Source organism: Noviherbaspirillum sp. L7-7A (assembly GCF_019052805.1).
Taxonomy (GTDB): domain Bacteria; phylum Pseudomonadota; class Gammaproteobacteria; order Burkholderiales; family Burkholderiaceae_D; genus Noviherbaspirillum_A.
Genome location: NZ_JAHQRJ010000001.1, coordinates 390384 through 411672, shown reverse-complemented (window position 1 = coordinate 411672; position 21289 = coordinate 390384). Strand labels below are relative to the sequence as shown.

Annotated in this window: 18 protein-coding genes; 8 read left to right on the top strand and 10 right to left on the bottom strand. The window is 63.7% G+C overall.

The features are described from left to right. Positions 1–84 precede the first annotated feature (84 nt). Together KTQ42_RS01855 and KTQ42_RS01850 are read left to right on the top strand one after the other, a co-directional pair. A complete protein-coding gene (locus tag KTQ42_RS01855; RefSeq protein ID WP_217343953.1) occupies positions 85–687 on the top strand; it encodes an NAD(P)H-dependent oxidoreductase in 603 nt (200 codons plus the stop codon). A 101-nt stretch (positions 688–788) separates the two neighbouring features. Continuing rightward, positions 789–1253 carry a histidine phosphatase family protein gene (locus KTQ42_RS01850; protein ID WP_217343952.1) on the top strand — a complete coding sequence of 155 codons (465 nt, stop codon included), beginning with the start codon at positions 789–791 and terminating at the stop codon, positions 1251–1253. A 20-nt stretch (positions 1254–1273) separates the two neighbouring features. On the opposite strand, the gene KTQ42_RS01845 is transcribed toward KTQ42_RS01850, so the two are convergent. The 5 genes from KTQ42_RS01845 to KTQ42_RS01825 form a co-directional block, all read right to left on the bottom strand. Then, positions 1274–2533 carry a hypothetical protein gene (locus tag KTQ42_RS01845; RefSeq protein WP_217343951.1) on the bottom strand — a complete coding sequence of 420 codons (1260 nt, stop codon included), beginning with the start codon at positions 2531–2533 and terminating at the stop codon, positions 1274–1276. Positions 2534–2708: 175 nt separating this feature from the next. Continuing rightward, the gene (locus KTQ42_RS01840; RefSeq protein ID WP_217343950.1) at positions 2709–3533 is read right to left on the bottom strand and encodes a Sir2 family NAD-dependent protein deacetylase; all 825 of its coding nucleotides are present in this window, start codon (positions 3531–3533) and stop codon (positions 2709–2711) included. A 91-nt stretch (positions 3534–3624) separates the two neighbouring features. Beyond that, positions 3625–3843 carry a hypothetical protein gene (locus KTQ42_RS01835; RefSeq protein WP_217343949.1) on the bottom strand — a complete coding sequence of 73 codons (219 nt, stop codon included), beginning with the start codon at positions 3841–3843 and terminating at the stop codon, positions 3625–3627. A 763-nt stretch (positions 3844–4606) separates the two neighbouring features. Then, positions 4607–5470, bottom strand: coding sequence for a CheR family methyltransferase (locus tag KTQ42_RS01830; RefSeq protein ID WP_217343948.1), 864 nt, complete (start codon positions 5468–5470; stop codon positions 4607–4609). After that, a complete protein-coding gene (locus KTQ42_RS01825; RefSeq protein WP_249222610.1) occupies positions 5455–12273 on the bottom strand; it encodes a HAMP domain-containing protein in 6819 nt (2272 codons plus the stop codon). Before KTQ42_RS01825 ends, KTQ42_RS01830 begins: the two co-directional genes overlap by 16 nt. 266 nt (positions 12274–12539) lie before the next feature. Here KTQ42_RS01825 and KTQ42_RS01820 point away from each other — a divergent pair, with 266 nt between their 5' ends. The 5 genes from KTQ42_RS01820 to KTQ42_RS24190 all read left to right on the top strand — a co-directional run bounded on the left by KTQ42_RS01820 (position 12540) and on the right by KTQ42_RS24190 (position 15758). Continuing rightward, positions 12540–14162 carry a response regulator gene (locus tag KTQ42_RS01820; protein ID WP_217343947.1) on the top strand — a complete coding sequence of 541 codons (1623 nt, stop codon included), beginning with the start codon at positions 12540–12542 and terminating at the stop codon, positions 14160–14162. Continuing rightward, positions 14159–14551 carry a hypothetical protein gene (locus tag KTQ42_RS01815; protein ID WP_217343946.1) on the top strand — a complete coding sequence of 131 codons (393 nt, stop codon included), beginning with the start codon at positions 14159–14161 and terminating at the stop codon, positions 14549–14551. The genes KTQ42_RS01820 and KTQ42_RS01815 overlap by 4 nt, the downstream gene beginning before the upstream one ends. After that, positions 14548–14805 (top strand): DUF5985 family protein, encoded by a 258-nt coding sequence (locus KTQ42_RS01810; protein WP_217343945.1) that lies wholly within the window; start codon positions 14548–14550, stop codon positions 14803–14805. The genes KTQ42_RS01815 and KTQ42_RS01810 overlap by 4 nt, the downstream gene beginning before the upstream one ends. Then, on the top strand, positions 14798–15073 hold the full coding sequence (locus KTQ42_RS01805; RefSeq protein ID WP_249222609.1) for a DUF5985 family protein: 276 nt from the start codon (positions 14798–14800) through the stop codon (positions 15071–15073). The genes KTQ42_RS01810 and KTQ42_RS01805 overlap by 8 nt, the downstream gene beginning before the upstream one ends. Before the next feature lie 145 nt (positions 15074–15218). Next, a complete protein-coding gene (locus tag KTQ42_RS24190) occupies positions 15219–15758 on the top strand; it encodes a glycine zipper 2TM domain-containing protein (protein ID WP_217343944.1) in 540 nt (179 codons plus the stop codon). Between the two features lie 19 nt (positions 15759–15777). Here KTQ42_RS24190 and KTQ42_RS01795 read toward each other — a convergent pair whose 3' ends face one another. Then, complete coding sequence (locus KTQ42_RS01795) at positions 15778–16131, bottom strand: aminoacyl-tRNA synthetase (RefSeq protein ID WP_217343943.1); 354 nt, start codon at positions 16129–16131, stop codon at positions 15778–15780. Positions 16132–16303: 172 nt separating this feature from the next. On the opposite strand from KTQ42_RS01795, the gene KTQ42_RS01790 reads away from it, so the two are divergent. Then, a complete protein-coding gene (locus KTQ42_RS01790; RefSeq protein ID WP_217343942.1) occupies positions 16304–17230 on the top strand; it encodes a hypothetical protein in 927 nt (308 codons plus the stop codon). A 38-nt stretch (positions 17231–17268) separates the two neighbouring features. Here KTQ42_RS01790 and egtB read toward each other — a convergent pair whose 3' ends face one another. Genes egtB through KTQ42_RS01770 form a run of 4 tightly spaced genes read right to left on the bottom strand, consistent with a single transcriptional unit; the run spans position 17269 to position 21130 of the window. Next, positions 17269–18516 carry an ergothioneine biosynthesis protein EgtB gene (gene egtB, locus KTQ42_RS01785; protein WP_217343941.1) on the bottom strand — a complete coding sequence of 416 codons (1248 nt, stop codon included), beginning with the start codon at positions 18514–18516 and terminating at the stop codon, positions 17269–17271. A gap of 35 nt (positions 18517–18551) precedes the next feature. Next, the gene (gene egtD, locus KTQ42_RS01780; protein WP_217347043.1) at positions 18552–19493 is read right to left on the bottom strand and encodes an L-histidine N(alpha)-methyltransferase; all 942 of its coding nucleotides are present in this window, start codon (positions 19491–19493) and stop codon (positions 18552–18554) included. A gap of 14 nt (positions 19494–19507) precedes the next feature. Further along, positions 19508–20029 (bottom strand): TlpA disulfide reductase family protein, encoded by a 522-nt coding sequence (locus tag KTQ42_RS01775; RefSeq protein ID WP_249222608.1) that lies wholly within the window; start codon positions 20027–20029, stop codon positions 19508–19510. Positions 20030–20050: 21 nt separating this feature from the next. Next, positions 20051–21130, bottom strand: a complete 1080-nt coding sequence (locus KTQ42_RS01770; protein ID WP_217343940.1) for a transglutaminase domain-containing protein — start codon at positions 21128–21130, stop codon at positions 20051–20053. Between the last annotated feature and the right edge of the window lie 159 nt (positions 21131–21289).

The window sequence follows — 21289 nt, the reverse complement described above, 5'->3', positions numbered from 1 at the left end:
AATGTAACCCAATTTTATGGCTTCCGTGATGGTTTTTGGGTCACTAGAATGCTTCCATACCGCTTTCTCACAGAGGAAAACATCATGAACATTCTGCAGATCAATTCCAGCGCCCGCAGCGAGGGTTCCCAGTCCAGCCGCCTGGCCGGCAGCATCGTCGAACGCCTGAAGGCAGCCCAGCCGGACGCCAGCGTCACCGTGCGCGACCTGGCTGCCCAGCCACACCCGGCGCTGGATGAGCCCGCACTTGGCGCGCTGTTCACGCCGGCTGACCAGCGCACCCCCGCACAGAATGCCCGCGTGGCGCTGGACGATGCGCTTATCGCACAAATCCAGGCTGCCGATGTCGTGGTGCTGGGCGTGCCGATGTACAACTTCGGCGTGCCCACCCAGCTGAAGAACTGGATCGACGCAATTGCCCGCGCCAAGGTGACGTTCCAGTACACCGCCAACGGCCCGGAAGGCCTGTTGAAGGGCAAGAAAGTGTATGTCGCGCTGACCCGTGGCGGCTTCTATCGCGACACCGAAGCCGACAGCCAGGTGCCTTACCTGAAGATGGTGCTGGGCTTCCTCGGCATGAAGGATGTGGAATTCGTCTACGCCGAAGGCATGGCCATGGGCCCGGAAGCCGAGCAGAAGGCCATCTCCTCGGCGCTGCAGCAGATCGAGGAAGTGGTCGCCGCCTGACCTCTTGCTGATGCATCGCAAGCCCTGCGCGGGCCGGCCAGACGCCGGCCCGCGCCGCTTCCTATGATGGAAGGCACAGCAGTCTTGCAGGAGCATTTGCGATGGAACTCATACTCTGGCGCCATGCCGAAGCCGCGCCCGGCGCACCGGATGAAGCACGGCCGCTGACCGATGCCGGCCGGCGTCACGCCCAGGCCATGGCGCAATGGCTGCGGCCACGCCTGCCGGCCGATCTCCATATCCTCTGCAGCCCGGCGCTGCGCGCCCGCCAGACCGTCGGGCCGCTGGCGCTGCCGCATGACATTCACGAAGCCATCGCCAAGGATCGGCCGGCCACCGACCTGCTCAGGGCAGCCGACTGGCCGGCCAATCGCCGCAACATCATGCTGGTCGGCCACCAGCCCGCCTTCGGCGAACTGATCGCCATCATCCTCGGCACCTCGGTGACCTGGTGGGACATGGCCAAGGGCGGCGTCTGGTGGTTCAGCGATACCCAAGAAGAAGAGAAGACGGAAGTGTATGTGAAGGCGGTGATGGCGCCGTGGATGCTGGATGGCCGTAACTGAGTGGTTACATCCTGCTGTAGTTAGCGCGGACAGCTTGCGCCGGACTGGTTGGCTGGAGCTTGCGCCTTGGGTGCGGCGTGATGGCCTGCATCCGTAGGCAGCCGGCGCGCGAGTGCGGCTTGTGACCAAGGGATGACGCGGTAGTCGCCGCGACAGTAACGCATGAATTCAGCGATGCCGGTGTCGGCAACTGCCAAGCCGTCCGCAGTAGGAAAAACCACAATCCATCGCGTTGATTCTTCAGGCACTTGTTCCGCCGCGTCAGTCATACCGTCGGGATCAGACCCGTCGTCGACATCGGTGTCCTGCCCCGTTCCCCAGCAATCAATTCCGCCCTTCCAATAAGACGTTTTTTGGTTGGAAAAGGCACTCGTCTGATGCTGAGCTCGCGCCTGCTCCATCAGGCTTAAGCCGGCTGTCTTCATGCCTGAACGGCGAAAGGGATAGATGTGATAGCGTTTGGCGAGATTTACCAACTTCCCTGTTTTCAAATCAAAGGTGGTAGCAGAAAAATTGAAGTTGCTGTGTGCACCGCCTACATAAGCATAAACGCCTTCTCCGACAGCGAAGTAACGCGTGCCTGTAACAAACGCAGTGTTATAAAACTCGGCTTCGCCACCGACACGGGAAGTATTGTAAAGAACCTCACTGATCTGCCATTGAAACTGCTGTTCTATATTTGCATTAATCCTGCGCAACGCCGCGCCGACAGGCGCTTTGGTCAGAAAAGGCATGCTGACCTTCGATCTCGGTTCGGTAACCATGCGCCAGCGGACGGCGCCACGCCCTTGCTCGATCCCCACCACCCTCGAGCCCGCCAATTGCAATACCCCAACTTGTGCATCTACGTCGGCAGCACCCGGCATCTTGTCGGCCTTGCTAAGCAATGCTTTAAGCGGCTGATCGTCTGGCTTGGCACGCCAGTCCACGAGTGCTCCGTTGCGCATTATTTGCACAATCCAGTAGCCGCTTGGCTCGCTGCAGCCACCGCTTTCCTCTTCCCGCCATGTTGGCATGCATTCGATAAATCGCTGCTGTGCGGCAGCATAAACAAGCAGAACTTCCCTGCCGGTGTCGCGGTAAAAATAGCTTCCCGACATAGGCACTCCTCGTGCATTCGACTTAAAGCGGGCGACGAGCTCACGATCGCCCAGCTTGCCGACATAGGGCCCATATTCAGTGAAATTTTCCTTTGCCAGCACGCCTGCATGGCCACGCGCAACAGGAAAGGACAACAGGCTAAGCAAAGCGATACAGCAAATGGGCAGTATCAGTTTCATGCAGGCTTTCAAGTGTTGCAGGCCGGTTGGCAGTGCAATTGGTCAAGCAGATTCGGCTCTCCCGCTCTGAGTCAACGGCCTGCCGGGTTGAAGGGCAGTCGAGGACAACCTTTGCAACTTGGACGAGCAAGAAGTTCACGTCTTGCGCCGTCTTGGAACGGCTCGGACCTTGCCTCTAGCGCGGCATTACAGGCGCCTGCCGCCACGCTTTCTCGATCAGGCGCAGTCCCTGCAAGGCGCTGATCGCCAAACCCACATCCGCGCCCTGCGGCGCACGCGGATTAATGCGCACCAGCGGCGCGCCAATCCGCTCGGCCTGGTGCCGCACCGAGGGCACATCGACACCCGCACCCAGTTCAACCACCACCGGCTTGCGCGCACGCTGCAGCCAGCGCGAGAACCTGTCGAGTTGCCGCTCGCTGCGCTGCTCCAGCCAGGCGCCGTCATTGAACATCAGGATATTGGGCCGCGCCACCTCGCCGCAATGTGGACAGCGCGGCAGCGGCGACAACAGCCGGCACTGCGCCATATCGACTTGCGGCACGAAGCCGTCGGCCGGCCAGATGGCGTCGGTGCAGGGCTGGCTGCATTGCAGAAAATGGATGGAGCCATGGCACTCCGCCACCTGTTCATCGGCAAATCCGGCCTCCTGAAACTGGCCGTCGACATTACTGGTGAACACGAAGCCGCCGTGCGCCGTGCGTGCCGCCATCTGCCGCAACAAGTCGAAGCCGGCATGCGGCACAGTGGCACGGTACAGCGCGAGCCGATGCCCATAAAAGCCCCAAGCCAGGCGGGGATCATCGCGAAAGGCAGCCGGGTTGGCGATCTCGACGAAGCGGATGCCGGCCCGGGCAAGCGGCGGATAGGCCTGCCAGAAGCCCTGGTCCCCGCGAAAGTCCGGCAGGCCGGAATCCACTCCCATGCCAGCGCCGGCGGCGATCAAGATGCCGTCCGTCTTTTGCAGCAGCGCGACAGCCCTTGCAATTTCCTTCTCCATGTCTGCTCCTGTTGCGTCGCCTGGAAGGCAGAACAAATTACATTCTGGCGTATTGCACGAATCGCTGCAGCGCGGCACGTTACGGCCGCGGTCACGCGCAGCGACCGTTGCCGTTGCCGTTGTAGTTGCCGTTGCCTTTGCCGTTGCCTTTGCCGTTGCCTTTCACCCCCGTTGAGCGCGCCGTGCCGGCGGTGCCCCGAGCGGGAAAAGGTGCGGCGTCTGTCTGAGCGAAGCGCAGCGTAGCGAGTTTAGCCGCGCCCCGCTCGGGGTACCGCCGGCACGGGAACCCCGCGCAGCGGGGCGCGATCATCGGGGCCGCCTTTTTTGCTTACTTTTTTGGCGGAGCAAAAAAGTAAGCCGGCCGCCGGGACGGACTCCCGGCTTGTCTCCACGGCAGTGCAACCGCCTTGCGTCACCCGGCAAGGCACGGGCAGCACTGTCGTTGTTGTCGTTCGACGTGGCTCGAGAAAAACCCTTAACGTCAAAAGCAACTGCTGCTTCGCAGTGACGTCCTTACGCCGGGTGAAACAACCCCACTGCACTGTCGTCATGACCAGGCCGGGTGTTCGCCCCGGCAGGCGACCCTCTTTTTTGCTTCGCCAAAAAAGAGGGGCAAAAAAGGCGACCCGGTGATCGCGCCCCGCTGCGCGGGGTCCCCGTGCCGTCGACGCCTGAAGCGGGGCGCGGCTAAACTCGCTACGCTGCGCTGCGCTCAAACAGACGCCGCACCTTATCCGCTTCAGGCATCGCCGTCACGGCGCGCTCAACGGGACTTAACAGCAACAGCAACGGCAACGGCAACGGCAACTATCGCTATGCGTAATTGAACCGCTACCGCTTTCGTAGGGTGCAATACCCGAAGGGCATTGCACCGCGTTCGCAAACCGGGACAGCCTTATCGGCCAACTTCCGTGGTTCACCATCCGTGGAATGTCCCTTCGGGGTATTCCACCCTACGAAAGACGCCGCACCTTATCCGCTTCAGCCCTCGCCGTTACGGCGCGCTCAACGGGACCTGAAAAGCAACGGCAACACCACCTTCATCGTTCATGACCGGGCCAAGTCGTCCCGCCTTAACTGACCCGCCGGTACAACCCCGAATCCGCATGCACCGCCCTGAAATCCACATCATTGGGCAAGTGATTCAGCGCATCGGCCGGATGCACGCTCAGGTAGCCAAACACCGCGAGGCTTTCATGGAACAACCGCAGCGCGCGCTGGCGCAGGGCCGGCTGCAGGTCGGACAGCGCGCCACGGCAGACGATCAGCTGGAATTCATTGAAGGTGGCATCGGTGGCCAGGTTGTATTGCGCCCAGATGATGTTCCTGCCCAGCTCGGGGCGGAACGACAGGTTGCCATCGGTATCCGGCTCGCCGCTGACCAGGTAATCGGCAAGCGTGTGGCGGCCGCCGCTGCGCAGGTAGTTCTGCTGGTAACGGCCCAGTTCGCTGGCCGGGAAGCGGCCGGCGCGGGCGGCGTCGAGCATGGCTTCGCTGGAGGCGGTGGCGAACAGCAGGGTCTTGTCGTAGAACCCCTCTTCCCGCAACAGGATGGCCAGCGTAAAGACATCCTCGGCGCCGCCGCATTCGGATATCCAGACGCGCGCCACCGGACAGGAACGCAGCCACGGCCCCAGTGTCTGGCGCAGCAGCGCAATCCGGGCCGGGTCGTCGAACAGGGCGGCCGGACGCAGGCACAGGCAGCGCAGCAGTTCGACGCCGAGCGCCTGGTCATGCAGCACCTCGGCCTGCACCGCCGACAGCGAGGCCAGGCCGCGGCGGCGCATGAAGGCCACCAGCCGCGGGCGCAAGGCCGCGCGGTCCATCTCGCGCAGGTCGGTGCCGTACATCCGGTACAGCGCCTCGAGCAACAGCTCGGTCTCGATTTCCAGGACCGTGCTGACCGCGGCCGGCACGGCGCTCACCGGGACAGCCATACACGCATCAGCGACAGCAGCTGGGCCACGTCGACCGGCTTGGTGATGTAGTCGGATGCGCCGGCGGCAATGCACTTGTCGCGGTCGCCCTTCATCGCCTTGGCGGTCAGGGTGATGATGGGCAGCGACTTGAACTGCGGGATGTTGCGGATGGCGCGCATGGTGTCGTAGCCATCCATCTCCGGCATCATGATGTCCATCAGCACGATTTCGATCGACGGGTCCTGCCGCAGCAGCTCGATGCCGTCGCGGCCGTTCTCGGCGAACGATACCGCCATGTTCTGGCGCTCCAGCGCGGTGGTCAGCGCAAAGATGTTGCGCAGGTCGTCGTCGACGATCAGCACCCGCCGGCCCGCCAGGCCGCTCTGCGCCGCATGCACTTCTTCCAGCATCTTGCGCTGGAACTCCGGCAGCCGCGCCGGCGAGCGATGCAGGAACAGCGCGGTTTCGTCCAGCAGCCGCTCGGGCGAGCGGGCATCCTTGATCACGATGGTCTTGGCCACCCGCCGCAGCCGCGCCACTTCCTTGCGGTTCAGGTCGCGCGCAGTGTAGATGACGATCGGCGTGCGCCGCATGTCCTCGTCCTGGCTGATCGTATCGAGCAGGGCAAAGCCGTCGATGTCGGGCAGCGTCAGGTCCAGCACCGCGCAGTCGAAGCGCGATGCCTTCAGCGCCGCCAGCGCCTTCTCGCCCGAGTCCACGGCAGTGACGTCGAGATCGGCGTCGCCGATGAGCTCGACGATGCGCTGGCGCTGGACATCGTCGTCTTCCACGACCAGCAGGCTGGGCTTGCTGCGCACCAGGAACTGCTGGATGCGGGTGAATTCCTCCTCCAGCCGTTCCGCCGGCACCGGCTTGACCAGGTAGGAAATCGCGCCCTGGCGCAGGCCGCGCTCCCGCTCGTTGATATGCGACAGGATATGCACCGGGATATGGCGAGTGGACGGGTCGCGCTTCAGGCGTTCCAGCACGGTGAAGCCATCGGTGTCGGGCAAATCGATGTCGAGCATGATGGCCGTGGGCAGGTAGTCGCGCGCCAGCGTCAGCGCCGAGTCGCCGTGATAGGTGACGATGCCCTTGAAGCCCTTTTCGCGGGCAAGGTCGAGCAATTGCTTGGCATAGTGGATGTCGTCCTCCACGATAAGCACGGCTGCGTCGCCAGGCGAAACGGTGTTTCTGTCGTCGCCGGATTCATGGCCGAGATACAGGGCCGGATTGTCCGCCGCCTGCACCGCGTCGAGCAGCTGCGCCGCCATGCGGGCAGCCTGCGAGCTGGCCTGGCTATTTGCATCCGCGGGCTCGGCCGGCAGCTGCCGGAAGTCGGTATAGCCCTTGCGGTGGTAAGGCAGGTAGAGCGTGAAGGTGCTGCCCACGCCGACCGTGCTGGTGACGCGGATTTCGCCGCCCAGGAGGCGTGACAGCTCGCGGCTGATCGACAGGCCCAGGCCAGTGCCGCCGTACTTGCGGGCGGTGCTGCCGTCGGCCTGCTGGAAGGCTTCGAAGATCAGCTGCAGCTTGTCGGCCGGTATGCCCACGCCGGTATCGGTGACGGCGAATGCCAGCACCGCGTCGGCCGTGCGCAGCAATGCATGGTCGGCGCTCCAGCCCGAGGCCACCAGGCCGATATGCAGCGTGACCTGGCCGCGCGCGGTGAACTTGAATGCGTTCGACAGCAGGTTCTTCAGGATCTGCTGCAGGCGCGTGGTGTCGGTCATCAGCGACGATGGCAGCTGCTCGTCGAGCTTGATCTCGAAGCTGATCTGCTTGGCCTCGGCCATGTGGCGGAAGGTGCGCTCGACGAAGTTGGCCAGCTGCGGGAAGCGGAATTCGCTCATTTCCAGCGTCACCGTGCCGGACTCGATCTTGGACAGGTCGAGGATGTCGTTGATCAGGGTCAGCAGGTCGGTGCCCGAGCCATGGATGGTGCGGGCGTATTCGACCTCGCTCAACGACAGGTTGCCGTTCGGGTTGTCGCGCAGCTGCTGCGCCAGGATCAGCAGGCTGTTCAATGGCGTGCGCAGTTCATGCGACATGTTGGCCAGGAACTCGGACTTGTACTTGGACGACAGCGCCAGCTGGGTGGCCTTCTCTTCCAGCGCCAGCTTGGCCTGCTCCACCTCGCGGTTCTTGCGTTCGACCTCGATGTTCTGCTCCGACAGCAGCCGCGCCTTTTCCGCCAGCTCCATATTGGTCTGCTGCAGCTCCTGCGCCAGGCGCTGCGACTGGGTCAGCAGCGACTCGGTGCGGCTGTTGGCCTCGATGGTGTTGAGCACCACGCCGATCGATTCCATCAGCTGGTCGAGGAAGGACAGATGGGTGTCGGTGAAGCGGTCCAGCGAAGCGATCTCGACGACTGCCTTGACCTGCTGCTCGAACAGGATGGGCAGCACCACGATATTGCTCGGCGGCGCCGCGCCCAGGCCGGACGAGATCTGGATATAGTCGCGCGGCACGTTGGTAAGCCAGATGCGGCGCTTCTCGATGGCGCACTGCCCGACCAGGCCTTCGCCCGGCCCGAAGGACGTGGGCAGCTTGCGGCTGGAACGGTAGCCATAGCTGGCGATCATCTGCAGGCGTGGCGGCTCGGTCTGCGCATCCATCATGTAGAACACGCCGTGGTGGGCCGATACCAGCGGCGCCAGTTCCGACAGGATCAGCCGGGTCACGGCTTCCAGGTCGCGCTGGCCCTGCAGCAGGCGGGTGAACTGGGCCAGGTTGGTTTTCAGCCAGTCCTGCTCGGCATTCTTCTGCGTGGTTTCCTTCAAGTTGCGGATCATCTCGTTGATGTTGTCCTTCAGGTCGGACACCTCACCGCGCGCTTCCACCTGGATCGAGCGCGACAGGTCGCCACGGGTCACCGCGGTGGCCACCTCGGCAATCGCGCGCACCTGGGTCGTCAGGTTGGCCGCCAGCTGGTTGACGTTCTCGGTCAGGTCCTTCCATGTGCCGGAAGCACCCGGCACGCTGGCCTGTCCGCCCAGCTTGCCCTCCACGCCGACCTCGCGGGCCACCGTCGTCACCTGGTCGGCGAACACCGCCAGGGTGTCCGTCATTTCATTGATGGTATTGGCCAGCGCCGCGATCTCGCCCTGGGCCGCCACCGTCAGCTTCTTCTTCAGGTCGCCGTTCGCCACCGCGGTCACCACGCCGGCAATGCCGCGCACCTGGGCGGTCAGGTTGGCCGCCATGAAGTTCACGTTCTCGGTCAGGTCCTTCCAGGTGCCGCCCACGCCCTTGACCTGCGCCTGGCCGCCGAGCTTGCCCTCGGTGCCCACTTCACGCGCCACGCGGGTCACCTCGGATGCGAAGGAGCTGAGCTGGTCCACCATCACGTTGATGGTGTCCTTCAGTTCCAGGATCTCGCCCTTGACGTCCACCGTGATCTTCTTCGACAGGTCGCCGTTGGCCACCGCCGTGGTCACCTCGGCGATGTTACGCACCTGGCCCGTCAGGTTCGACGCCATGAAGTTCACGTTGTCGGTCAGGTCCTTCCAGGTGCCGGACGCACCCGGCACATTGGCCTGCCCGCCCAGCCTGCCCTCGGTGCCCACTTCACGCGCCACGCGGGTCACCTCGGATGCAAAGGAGCGCAACTGGTCCACCATGGTGTTGATGGTGTCCTTCAACTGCAGGATCTCGCCGCGCACGTCCACCGTGATCTTCTTCGACAGGTCGCCGTTGGCCACAGCGGTGGTCACGTCGGCGATGTTCCTCACCTGCGAGGTCAGGTTGCCGGCCATCGAGTTGACCGAGTCGGTCAGGTCCTTCCAGGTACCCGCCACGCCCGGCACGTTGGCCTGGCCGCCCAGCTTGCCCTCGGTACCCACTTCACGCGCCACGCGGGTCACTTCGGAAGCGAAGGAGCTCAGCTGGTCCACCATCACGTTGATGGTGTCCTTCAGCTCCAGGATCTCGCCCTTCACGTCGGCGGTGATCTTCTTCGACAGGTCGCCGTTGGCCACCGCGGTAGTCACCTCGGCGATGTTACGCACCTGGCCCGTCAGGTTCGATGCCATGAAGTTCACGTTGTCGGTCAGGTCCTTCCAGGTGCCGCCCACGCCCTTCACCTGCGCCTGGCCGCCCAGCTTGCCTTCGGTGCCCACCTCACGGGCCACACGGGTTACTTCCGATGCAAATGAGCTCAGCTGGTCCACCATCACGTTGATGGTGTTCTTCAGCTGCAGGATCTCGCCCTTGGCATCGGCGGTGATCTTCTTGGACAAATCGCCGTTTGCCACGGCGGTGGTCACGTCGGCAATGTTACGCACCTGGCCGGTGAGGTTGCCGGCCATGGAATTGACCGAGTCGGTCAGGTCCTTCCAGGTGCCCGCCACGCCCGGCACGTTAGCCTGGCCGCCGAGTTCGCCTTCGGTACCCACCTCACGCGCCACGCGAGTCACCTCGGATGCAAAGGAACGCAGCTGGTCCACCATCACGTTGATGGTGTCTTTCAACTCCAGGATCTCGCCCTTGGCGTCGGCGGTGATCTTCTTCGACAGGTCGCCGTTCGCTACGGCAGTGGTCACGTCGGCGATGTTACGCACCTGGCCGGTGAGGTTGCCGGCCATGGAGTTCACGTTGTCGGTCAGGTCCTTCCAGGTGCCGGCCACGCCGGGCACGTTGGCCTGTCCGCCCAGCTTGCCTTCGGTGCCCACTTCACGGGCCACGCGGGTGACTTCGGAAGCGAACGAGCTCAGCTGGTCCACCATCACGTTGATGGTGTTCTTCAGTTCCAGGATTTCGCCCTTCGCATCGGCGGTAATCTTCTTGGACAGGTCGCCGTTGGCCACCGCGGTAGTCACGTCAGCGATGTTACGCACCTGGCCGGTCAGGTTGCCGGCCATCGAGTTGACCGAGTCGGTCAGGTCTTTCCAGGTACCGGCCACACCGGGCACGTTGGCCTGGCCGCCCAGTTCGCCTTCGGTACCCACTTCACGGGCCACGCGGGTGACTTCGGAGGCAAAGGAACTCAGCTGGTCCACCATCACGTTGATGGTGTCCTTCAGCTCCAGGATCTCGCCCTTGACGTCCACCGTGATCTTCTTGGACAGGTCGCCGTTCGCCACCGCCGTGGTCACCTCGGCGATGTTTCTCACCTGACCCGTCAGGTTCGATGCCATGAAGTTCACGTTCTCGGTCAGGTCCTTCCAGGTGCCGCCCACGCCCTTCACCTGCGCCTGGCCGCCGAGCTTGCCCTCGGTGCCGACTTCACGCGCCACCCGGGTCACTTCCGATGCAAAGGAGCTCAGCTGGTCCACCATCACGTTGATGGTGTTCTTCAGTTCCAGGATCTCGCCCTTGGCATCGGCGGTGATCTTCTTCGACAGGTCGCCATTCGCCACGGCGGTGGTCACGTCGGCAATGTTACGCACCTGGCCCGTCAGGTTGCCGGCCATGGAGTTGACCGAGTCGGTCAGGTCCTTCCAGGTGCCGGCCACGCCCGGCACGTTGGCCTGGCCGCCGAGCTTGCCCTCGGTGCCCACCTCACGCGCCACACGGGTGACTTCCGATGCAAAGGAGCTGAGCTGATCCACCATCACGTTGATGGTGTCCTTCAGTTCCAGGATCTCGCCCTTGGCATCGGCGGTGATTTTCTTGGACAGGTCGCCGTTGGCCACGGCAGTGGTCACGTCGGCGATGTTACGTACCTGGCCCGTCAGGTTGCCGGCCATCGAGTTGACCGAGTCGGTCAGATCCTTCCAGGTGCCCGCCACGCCTTTCACCTGCGCCTGGCCGCCCAGCTTGCCCTCGGTGCCTACCTCACGCGCCACGCGGGTTACTTCGGACGCGAAGGAGCTGAGCTGGTCCACCATCACGTTGATGGTTTCCTTCAGCTGCAAAATCTCGCCACGCGCATCGGCCGCGATTTTCTTCGACAGGTCGCCGTTGGCCACCGCCGTGGTCACCTCGGCGATGTTACGCACCTGCCCCGTCAGGTTCGACGCCATGAAGTTCACGTTGTCGGTCAGGTCCTTCCATGTCCCGCCCACGCCGGGCACATAGGCCTGGCCGCCGAGCTTGCCTTCGGTGCCCACTTCACGCGCCACGCGGGTCACCTCGGATGCAAAGGAGCGCAGCTGGTCCACCATGGTGTTGATGGTGTCCTTCAACTGCAGGATCTCGCCGCGCACGTCCACCGTGATCTTCTTCGACAGGTCGCCGTTGGCCACAGCGGTGGTCACGTCGGCGATGTTCCTCACCTGCGAGGTCAGGTTGCCGGCCATGGAGTTGACCGAGTCGGTCAGGTCCTTCCAGGTACCCGCCACGCCCGGCACGTTGGCCTGGCCGCCCAGCTTGCCCTCGGTGCCCACCTCACGCGCCACGCGGGTGACTTCAGAAGCAAACGAACTCAGCTGGTCCACCATGGTGTTGGCGGTGGCCGCGGCGCGCAGGAACTGGCCTTCCAGCGGCCGGCCATCCACATCCAGCGACATGGTCTGCGACAGATCGCCCTTGGCCACTGCGCCGATGACGCGCGCCATTTCCGTGGTCGGCCGCACCAGGTCGTCGATCAGGGTGTTGACCGAATTGACGATCGTGCCCCAGCCGCCCGACACATTGGCCGCCGTCGCGCGCTGCAGCAGCCGCCCTTCCCGGCCGACCGTCTGGCTGACGCTGGCGATCTCCTGCGCCATCAGACCGCTGTTTTCGATAATCTCATTCAACGTATCGGCGATCTTGCCATCCAGGCCAGTCAGGTCGGTCGGCATACGCACCGAGAAATCGCCTTTCTTCAGGGCCGTCAGGGCGGCCAGCAACATCTTGCGGTCGAGGTCGTGCGGGAAATCGGTAATGGCATGCATAGTGGGCTTGTCTCCAATGAACTTTGACATTCTCCATTGGCGCTGATAGCCTTGCAAGCGGTTTTGTTGCCAAAAGAAAACTTGCTGTCATGAATTTTTGAATACCGAAAGTAATTTAAAAGAAGAAACAATTTCGGCAGGATTCATTGCATTGGGATAAACCGCGTTCCGGCAGTACGGGCAAAATGGAGCCCCGACAATTTCAGCCATTTCGGTCCAGCGAGACCGCTTCCACTCAGGTACTCTCATTTCACCAGGGCAAGCCCGTGCAAAAACCCGATAAGCCCAAGATCCTGATCGTCAATGATGACCCGGCCAGCCTGTTCGCCCTGGCCAGCCTGCTGGCGCGCTGGTCGGAAGAAAACGGCTGCGAGGTGCATACCGCGCGCTCGGGCGAGGAAGCCTTGCGCCAGGTGCTGCAGCATGAATTCGCCGTCATCCTGCTCGATGTCAACATGCCTGGCATGGACGGATTCGAAACCGCGGAAGCCATTCATTCCCGTCCGCGCTCGGCAGCCGTACCCATCATTTTCATCACCGCTTACCTGGCCGACGAAATGCACCGGCTGAAGGGCTATGAGAAGGGCGCGGTCGATTACCTCTTCACGCCGGTGATCCCGCAGATGCTGCAGGCCAAGGTGGGCGTCTTCGTGGCGATGGCGAAAAAGACGCTGGAACTGCAGAGCCAGACCGCGGAGCTGCGCAAGCGCACCCACGAGCTGTCCGCCGTGAACAAGCGGCTGGAACTGGAAAAGCGGGAACGCGAAGCCGCGGTCATGCAGAACAAGGCCAAGGACGAATTCCTGGCGATGCTAGGCCATGAACTGCGCAACCCGCTGTCGGCCATCAGCAGCGCCGCCACCCTGATCGGCCTGGAAGGCGTGAGCATGGAGGCGGCGCAGCGGGCGCGCCAGATCATCGGCCGCCAGTGCCAGCACCTGAGCCATATCGTCGACGACCTGCTCGACCTTGGCCGCGTGATGTCGGGCAAGATCCTGCTCGAGCGCAAGCAGTTCGACCTGTCGGCGATGCTGCACACCTGCATGGAAACCTTGGCAGCCACCGGCCGCACCCGCGGCTACGAAGTCACGGTGCATACCGAGCCAGCCTGGATCGATGCCGATCCGACGCGGGTCGAGCAGATCATCACCAACCTGCTCGACAACGCGCTGAAATACACGGCGCCAGGCGGCAGCATCGCGGTTACTGTTGGCTTGGAACAACACCAGGCCTTGCTGGAAGTGCGCGATACCGGCGTCGGCATCGGCCCCGACCTGCTGCCGCATGTGTTCGATGTGTTCGTCCAGGGAGAAAGCTCGCTCGACCGGGCGCAGGGTGGCATGGGCATCGGCCTGGCGCTGGTGAGCCAGCTGGTCAGGCTGCACGACGGCAGCATCGAAGCCCATAGCGAGGGTACCGGCTGCGGCAGCCGTTTCACGCTGCGCCTGCCCCGGGTGGAGGCGCCGTCGGACCTGCTGGCGCCCGCTGGCTCCATGCAGGCGGCGCAGGCCGAATGCAGCGCCCTGATCGTGGAAGACAATGCCGATGGCCGTGAAATGATGGCCATGCTGCTGGGCTCCTTCGGCACCCGCGTGCTGCAGGCGGCCGACGGCGCGGAAGGACTGCAACTGGCGCTGGCGCACCGGCCCGACATTGCGCTGGTCGACATCGGCCTGCCCGGCATGGATGGCTATGAAGTGGCGCGCCGCATGCGCGCCAACCCGGCCACCTGCAACATCAGGCTGGTCGCCCTGACCGGGTACGGCCTGCATGAAGACCAGCAGCGCGCACTGCAGGCGGGCTTTGACCTGCACCTGGTCAAGCCGGTGCCGCCGGACCGGCTGCGCGAAGCGATCGCCTCCTGCATGAACATCGCCGTGAACGGATGAACCAGGAAGTACTGACAGACGACCTGCGGCGGTTCATCTTCTCGATTCCGTCAATTCCGCACCTGGAAGCGATCCTGCTGATGCGTCGCGAGGCGGGGCGCTGGGACGCCGCCAGGCTGGCGCAGCGGCTCTACCTGCCCACCGAGCGCGCCGCCGCCCTGCTCGCCGAGCTGGCAATGGCGCACATCTGCCGCCAGGCCGATGCCACCGCGCCGGCCTGGCGCTACCAGCCGGCCACCGATGAGCTCGATGCGCTGGTCGGCAGCCTGGAGCGTTACTACGGCCAGAACCTGATCGAAGTCACCAACATGATCCATGCCGGCACGCGGCGCCATTCCCGCATCCGGGAATTTGCCGACGCCTTCAGATGGGGGAAGAAAAAACCATGATCCAGACGATCATCTATGGCTTGTGCGGCCTGACCTCGCTGCTGTCGGCGGTGCTGCTGTGGCGTGGCTACCGGGCCAGCCGCTACCGCCTGCTGATGTGGAGCGCGCTGTGCTTCACCGGCCTCACGCTGTCGAATATCGCGCTGATGATGGACAAGCTGTTCTTCCCCAATGTCGACCTGCTTCCGCTGCGCCTGGGTTGCGCGCTGGTCGCCCTGCTGCCGCTGCTCTACGGACTGATCACGGATGAATGAATACACCGGCACCAGCCTGATGATCATCGGCGCCATCGCGGCGCTGTCGTTCGTGATCGGCTGCTTCTTCCTGCGCTTCTGGCGCGTTACCCGCGACCGGTTCTTCCTGCTTTTTGGCCTGTCGTTCTGGATAGAGGCGGCCAACCGGGTGCTGCTGGGCGCCGTTCCGGCCTGGCGCGAGGATACGCCGGCCTACTACCTGGTGCGCCTCCTGGCCTATGGGCTGATCCTTTACGCGATCATCGACAAGAACCGGCGCCGGGACTGAGACTGAGACTAAGGCCGGAACCGGCCCCGCGCAGGCGATGTCCTGTTACAAGTTTTCACAGATGAAACATTCGCCGTCTAGCAACTGAGTTCGCTCATCGTTAATCTGTGCTTATACCGAACTTCGGTGCAGACCAGGAGCGATGATGCAAACAGTACAAACCACCACGAAGATCCACCCCCTGATGGCCGGCGCCGCTGCTTCGGTGATGGTGGTGAGCCTGGTTGGCGTGGCGGCGATGACGGGCCTGCTGCCCGACTCGCATGGCGAGGCAAAACAGGTTGCAAGCGCCGCGCCCGTGGTGGAAAAGACGGTAGCCGCGGAGCAGGAAGCCAAACCCGTGCAGCAACCGGTGGCGAGAAAGGCAGCGGTCAAGCCGGCCGTCCAGCATGCCGCCGCACAGCGCTATGCACAGGCAGCCAGCGATCAGCAGCCTCGCTACCAGCAGCCGTCGTATCAGCAACCTACTTACCAGCCGGCCTATCAACCGGCCCCGGCGCAGCAGCCGTCCTACCAGCAGCCGGCGCCGCAGATCAGCCCGGTGGGCATTGCGGCCGGCGCCGTGCTCGGCGGCGTGCTGGGCAACCAGGTAGGCGGCGGCAACGGCAAGAAGCTGGCAACCGTCGCCGGCGTGATCGGCGGCGGCTACCTCGGCAACGAAGTGGCCAAGCGCTACGGCTACTGATTCCTGCTGCCGCAGGCTCCTAGTGCCGCGGCTTGCGGTGTTCCAGCATGTGCACCACGGCCTTGACCACCGCATACATCAGCGCATGCTGGCGGTCCGGATAGTCGTCCGGATGCACCGACACCGGCCCCGCATGCACGCAGTGCGCATGTGAAGCGCCGGCCTCGCGGTCGAAGCGGATATCGATCTCGTATTCGGCGATCAGTGGCGCGCAGGCGGCCCAGTCGCGGGTCCATTTCGGCATGGCGGTGGTGCCGTCCCACAACGTGCCGGCATCCTCATAAAACTCTTCCACCTTGTGGCCCAGCAGATGGGCCAGTTGCCGCTCCCTGGCAACGCAGCTGCGGAAGTACTCCTCATCGCTCATCAGCATCGTGGTCTCCTTGATCGGCTTGCGGATTTGTCCGTGCGCATTGCCCACATTGTAGGAGCGGCCGGTTCGATCCACCCGGTGCGCCGCGAAACTAGGCGACCTGCGTCAATGCCCGCGAGAGCGCTCCGCCCGGCCGCATCGAACCAAGCGGCCGGGTCCGCGATGAAGGCGCTTGTACTTGACCAAAGGGCGCCCATGCATACCTCAGACGATTTCCCTGCTGACTGCGCTGCACAAGATATGCGATAACAACAGCCTGGTGTCGAAGGGACAGCTGGAAGCTACGCTCTCCAGCCTGATGAAGGATGCTGTCAGCGTTTCCGATCACAGCCCAATGCGCAACCGCCGCTTATTGACTGCCGTGCGTACATTTCCCGACAACGTTCATGCGGACGTGCTGCATCATCTGCTTGAAATGATGAGCAACCCGGGTCTGGCGCATGCCGACGTCCTGTTTTCCAGTGTCGTTGAAGCGGCCGGTGCATTGCCGGATGCACTGCGGACTAAGGTGTTGAAGACAGCGGCATCCCAGCTCAGACATTTTCCGGAATATAGAACGTACCTTCCTGCCGATCCGACAAACTTATGCAAGTACAGAGAGACGCAATTCGAGAAAAAGTACCCTGGCTTGCGAGCATCCGACCCGGAACTGCATGACTATGTTCAGCTTGGCTGCGTCACACCCATGGAAGGATTCGGCCAGCTACTGGAGGCAATGGCTGCGCTCCCGCCCCGGTACCAGACAAAGGTGCTGAGTATTCTTTGTAACGAGGACAATTTTTTCCGGTTTTCCAACGGCCGTATTTCCGATGAAGAAGCATTGGAATGCAGCATGCGCCTTTTAAATTTGATCATCAGTATGCCGGATGAAATGGCGATCAATCGCGGCAAGGTGTTTTTTGACTGGCTGGATCACTTCGATTTGACTTTTCAGGGGAAACATCATGCGCCGGCTGAAAACAGCCTGCTCGCCATCCTGTTCGCATTGCCGGCGAAGGATGGCGAGCCGATGTTCAGGGCCTACCTTGCAACGATCACTCATGCGCCGAAAAAAGCCGCACTGCAGGAGCGCGCCAGATTGCACTGGAAAACCACGTAAAGCGCAGCCAGTGATCACGCTGCGCCAGCAGGCGCCGCTCAGGAACGCGCCAGCCTGACGCCGCCGAATTGCCAGCGCGCCGTCGCCGGAAAGAAGTTGCGGTAGGTCGGCCGCGCATGGCCTGCCGGCGTGGCGCAGGACGAGCCGCGAAGCACATACTGGTTGGACATGAACTTGCCGTTGTACTCGCCCAGCGCGCCAGGCTGGGACGCATAGCCCGGATACGGCCCGTAACTGCTGGATGTCCACTGCCAGCAGGCGCCGAACAGGTCTGACAGCGCGCCTTCGCCCGATGCGGCCGGATGCAGCGCGCGCGCTGCAGTGTCGTTGATGCCGCTCGCCGCATGCTCCCATTCGAATTCGGTTGGCAGGCGCGCGCCGGCCCAGCGCGCATAGGCATCCGCCTCGAACCAGGAGACATGGGTCGCCGGCCGCTGCAGGTCCAGCGGTTGCAGGCCGTGCAGCGTGAATTCATGCCACTGGCCGTCCCGCTCATGCCAGTACAGCGGATGGCGCAGCCCTTCGCGCATGACCCAGTCCCAGCCTTCGGACATCCACAATGCCGGATCGCGATAGCCGCCGTCGCGCAGGAAGGCGAGATAGTCGCCATTCGTGGCCAGCCGCGACGCCAGCCGGAAAGGCTCGATGAACTGACGATGGCGCGGCAGTTCATTATCGAAGCAGTGGCCGTCGCCCGCATGGCCAATCTCCACCACGCCGCCATCGAATTCCAGCCAGCGCAGCGCAGGCGCGGCAGGCGCGGGCGGCAGGGGACTGCCGGCATACGCCGGCAGCAAGGGGTTCATCGACAGCAGATGCTTGACGTCGGTCAGCAGCAGTTCCTGGTGCTGCTCTTCATGCTGCAGGCCGAGCTCGACCAGCGCCATCAGCTCCGGCTTGCCGGCGTCGAGCAGCCCGCCCATGCGGGTGTCGACCGCATGCCGGTAGGCCAGCACCTCGTCGAACGAGGGCCTGGTGATCAGGCCGCGCTGCGCCCGCGCATGCTTTTCGCCAACGCCGTTGTAGTAGGAGTTGTACAGCATGCGAAAGGCCGGGTGATGCGGCGCGAAGCCCGGCTCATGCGGCTCCAGCAGGAAGGTCTCGAAGAACCAGGTGGTATGCGCCAGATGCCACTTGACCGGGCTGGCATCCGGCATCGACTGCACGCAGCAATCTTCTTCCGACAGCGGCTCGGACAGGCTCACCGAGCGCCGCCGCACCGCGTTGAAACGCTGGCGCAGGGCGGACCGCGTTGTATGTTCGCGCTGCAGTAGCGGATCGTTCATGGTGGTCTCCTTTGCTGCCCGTCGTTGGCCGCGTGTCAGCCCCGGCGCGCGTGGCAGACCATGAACCAGCCGGCCTCGTCGGTCCATGATTGCGCCAGCCGGTAGCCCGCTTCACCAAGCAGCGCGGCAAAGCTTTCCGGCGTGTACTTGTAGCTGTTCTCGGTATGGATGCGCTCGCCCTCGGCAAAGCGCCGCTCGCCGCCCTGCCAGCGCACCGTCAGCGCATGCCGCGCTTCCAGGTGCATCTCGATGCGCGACAGCGCCGGGTTGAAGAAGCCGCGATGGCGCCATTCGCGCAGCTTGAAGTCGGCCCCAAGCAGCCGGTTCAGGTGGTTCAGCAGGTTCAGGTTGAAGCCCGCGGTCACGCCCAGGGCATCGTCATAGGCCGCGTCCAGCACCGCATGGTCCTTCACCAGGTCGATGCCGATCAGCAGCTCGCCATCGGCCGCGCGCAGCCGGCGCAGGAAAGCCAGCGCCTCGTCCGGATGGAAATTGCCGATCGAGGAGCCCGGATAGAAGAACAGCCGGCGCGACCGGCTTACCTCATTCGGCAACGCCAGCGTGGCGGAAAAGTCCATGCCCAGCGGCAGCATCCCGATCTGCGGAAAGCGCTGCCGCAGCTGCTGCACGGCGTCGTGCAGGAAGTCGGCCGAGATGTCGATGGGCACATACTGCGCCGGCGACAGCAGGGGAAACAGCCGCGCCGCCTTGGCGCAATTGCCGGCGCCCAGGTCGATCAGGGTCACGCCGCTGCCCACCGATTCGGCGATGTCGGCGCCATGCCGGGTGAAGATCGCGGCCTCGGTGCGGGTCGGGTAGTACTCGGGCAGCTCGCAGATGGCCTCGAACAGTTTCGAGCCGAGCGCGTCGTACAGGTACTTGGGCGACGCCATTGCCTGCGGCGCGGTCAGCCCGGCGATCAGTTCATCGCGGATGACATTGGCATCGGTATCGCGGGTAGGGATAAGGTCTGCCAATGTCGGGTCCTGTTCTATTTCAAGAGTTCGAGTATGGGCGCCTGCTGCTTCGGGTCGTCGTAGTCGGCTTCCCCGATCAGCTGGTAACGCAGCATGCCGCGGCGGTCGACCAGGAAGCTGGCCGGCAGCATGCGCACCCGCCATGCCTTCATCACTTCCGATTCAGGGTCGCGCAGGATGGTGAAGGACACGGGCGTGCGCTCCAGGAACTGCCTGATGCGCGGCGCGCCTTCGCCGATATTGACTGCGACCACCCGGAAGGGCTTGCCGGCCAGCTTCCTTTCCAGGCGCTGCAGCGAAGGCATTTCTTCCCTGCACGGCTCGCACCAGGTGGCCCAGAAGTTGACCAGCACCACCTCGCCCTTGAACGAGGCCAGATCGACTTCCCGGCCGGACAGGTCCGGCAGCGACAGCGGCGCCGGCGCCTGCCCGCCTTCGGTGGAAAACGCCTTCCACTCGGCGGCATGGGCACTGGCCGCCAGCATCAGCGACATCGACAGCAGCGCGCCGGCACAACTCTTCAATTGAAGCATCATCGGGACATCGTTTTCATGCGGTCAAACAATGATTTCGCGCGCGGTGATGGTGTAGCGGAAGTTTTCCGGGTCAAGACTGTCGATGCGCGACACCCGGCCCATCTCCGCCACTTCCGCGTTCGGATACATGAAGAAACCGACCGGGCCGCGCGCGGCTCCCGGCAGCTTCACGTCATGCGCATAGTTGTAGGCCAGCCAGTTCATTTCCCATGAGCCGAACAGGCGCTTGCGTGCTGCTTCCACCTTGGCATCGTTCAGCGGCAGGCCGCCATTCTCTTCCAGCACCACCTTGCGCACGTCGGCCGGATCGACCGGCACCCAGCCGTGGCCGGCCAGCCAGAACTCGGCGCGGCAGTGCTGTGCCTTGGAAATGTCGCCCGACTTGCCCAGCGACTTGTAGCCCAGCTTCGAATCGGCAACCCGGATGCCGTACACATCGCGCGCCGGCACGCCGACGGCGCGCATCAGGCCGACGAACAGTGCATTCAGGTCGCCGCACTTGCCGCCGAGGTTGTTGGATTCCAGCATGGCGCGGATGTCCCCGACGCCGCAGCCGCGCACCTTCGGGTCGCGCTGTGTGTTCTCGACGATCCACTCATACACCGCATGGGCGCGGTCGAGATCGGTCTTGGCATTCTTCGTGATGTCCAGCGCGGTGGTCCTGACGATGCCATCGGTTGGCAGCAGTTCGGTCGCGGCCAGGTACTTGGCGCGCTCGGCTTCCGACAGCACCGCGCCGCTGCCCGGCCCATCCAGATTCACCGCGCGGTCGCGGGTGGCGAAGCGGCTGGTGGTTTCCAGCACCGGCCGCACGCCGCCGCCAAACTGCGCGGCAACGATGCCGGCGCCATACACCGGGTCCTGCACCAGTTGCACGGTGCCGCTGGGGCTGCTGTAGCGGGTGTCGACCAGCTTCTGATAATCGGTGTCGACCGACGGTGCCGGAATCCAGACGCGCGACGGGCCGCCTTCTTGCAGCTCGACCCGGGTGGTCACCTCGAAGGTGCGCCAGGGGCCCTGCTCGGCCGCGGCAAGGCCGAATGGGGCGACGCCCGCGGCCGACAGGGCAAGGCCCGTTTTGAGAAAGGAACGTCTGTCCATGCTAACTCCTGGAATGTTTGATCTTGTTGGAACGGACTTGCCGGCGGCCATGCTGTCAGCGGCATATGGCCGCTTCCACTAAACTGGCGGAGTTTATCGTATCCAACCATCCTCTGCTCATGACCACTCAGCAGTTCCCGGGCATGCCCCGGAGCGGCA

What these genes read in the sequence shown, in the direction of transcription:
- KTQ42_RS01855 (WP_217343953.1), top strand. Translation starts at nt 85, where the DNA reads ATGAACATTCTGCAGATCAATTCCAGCGCCCGCAGCGAGGGTTCCCAG.
- KTQ42_RS01850 (WP_217343952.1), top strand. Translation starts at nt 789, where the DNA reads ATGGAACTCATACTCTGGCGCCATGCCGAAGCCGCGCCCGGCGCACCG.
- KTQ42_RS01770 (WP_217343940.1), bottom strand. Translation starts at nt 21,130, where the DNA reads ATGGACAGACGTTCCTTTCTCAAAACGGGCCTTGCCCTGTCGGCCGCG.
- KTQ42_RS01840 (WP_217343950.1), bottom strand. Translation starts at nt 3,533, where the DNA reads ATGGAGAAGGAAATTGCAAGGGCTGTCGCGCTGCTGCAAAAGACGGAC.
- KTQ42_RS01805 (WP_249222609.1), top strand. Translation starts at nt 14,798, where the DNA reads ATGAATGAATACACCGGCACCAGCCTGATGATCATCGGCGCCATCGCG.
- KTQ42_RS01795 (WP_217343943.1), bottom strand. Translation starts at nt 16,131, where the DNA reads ATGCTGATGAGCGATGAGGAGTACTTCCGCAGCTGCGTTGCCAGGGAG.
- KTQ42_RS01845 (WP_217343951.1), bottom strand. Translation starts at nt 2,533, where the DNA reads ATGAAACTGATACTGCCCATTTGCTGTATCGCTTTGCTTAGCCTGTTG.
- KTQ42_RS01775 (WP_249222608.1), bottom strand. Translation starts at nt 20,029, where the DNA reads ATGATGCTTCAATTGAAGAGTTGTGCCGGCGCGCTGCTGTCGATGTCG.
- KTQ42_RS01830 (WP_217343948.1), bottom strand. Translation starts at nt 5,470, where the DNA reads ATGGCTGTCCCGGTGAGCGCCGTGCCGGCCGCGGTCAGCACGGTCCTG.
- KTQ42_RS01815 (WP_217343946.1), top strand. Translation starts at nt 14,159, where the DNA reads ATGAACCAGGAAGTACTGACAGACGACCTGCGGCGGTTCATCTTCTCG.
- KTQ42_RS24190 (WP_217343944.1), top strand. Translation starts at nt 15,219, where the DNA reads ATGCAAACAGTACAAACCACCACGAAGATCCACCCCCTGATGGCCGGC.
- KTQ42_RS01835 (WP_217343949.1), bottom strand. Translation starts at nt 3,843, where the DNA reads ATGATCGCGCCCCGCTGCGCGGGGTTCCCGTGCCGGCGGTACCCCGAG.
- egtB (WP_217343941.1), bottom strand. Translation starts at nt 18,516, where the DNA reads ATGAACGATCCGCTACTGCAGCGCGAACATACAACGCGGTCCGCCCTG.
- KTQ42_RS01825 (WP_249222610.1), bottom strand. Translation starts at nt 12,273, where the DNA reads ATGCATGCCATTACCGATTTCCCGCACGACCTCGACCGCAAGATGTTG.
- KTQ42_RS01810 (WP_217343945.1), top strand. Translation starts at nt 14,548, where the DNA reads ATGATCCAGACGATCATCTATGGCTTGTGCGGCCTGACCTCGCTGCTG.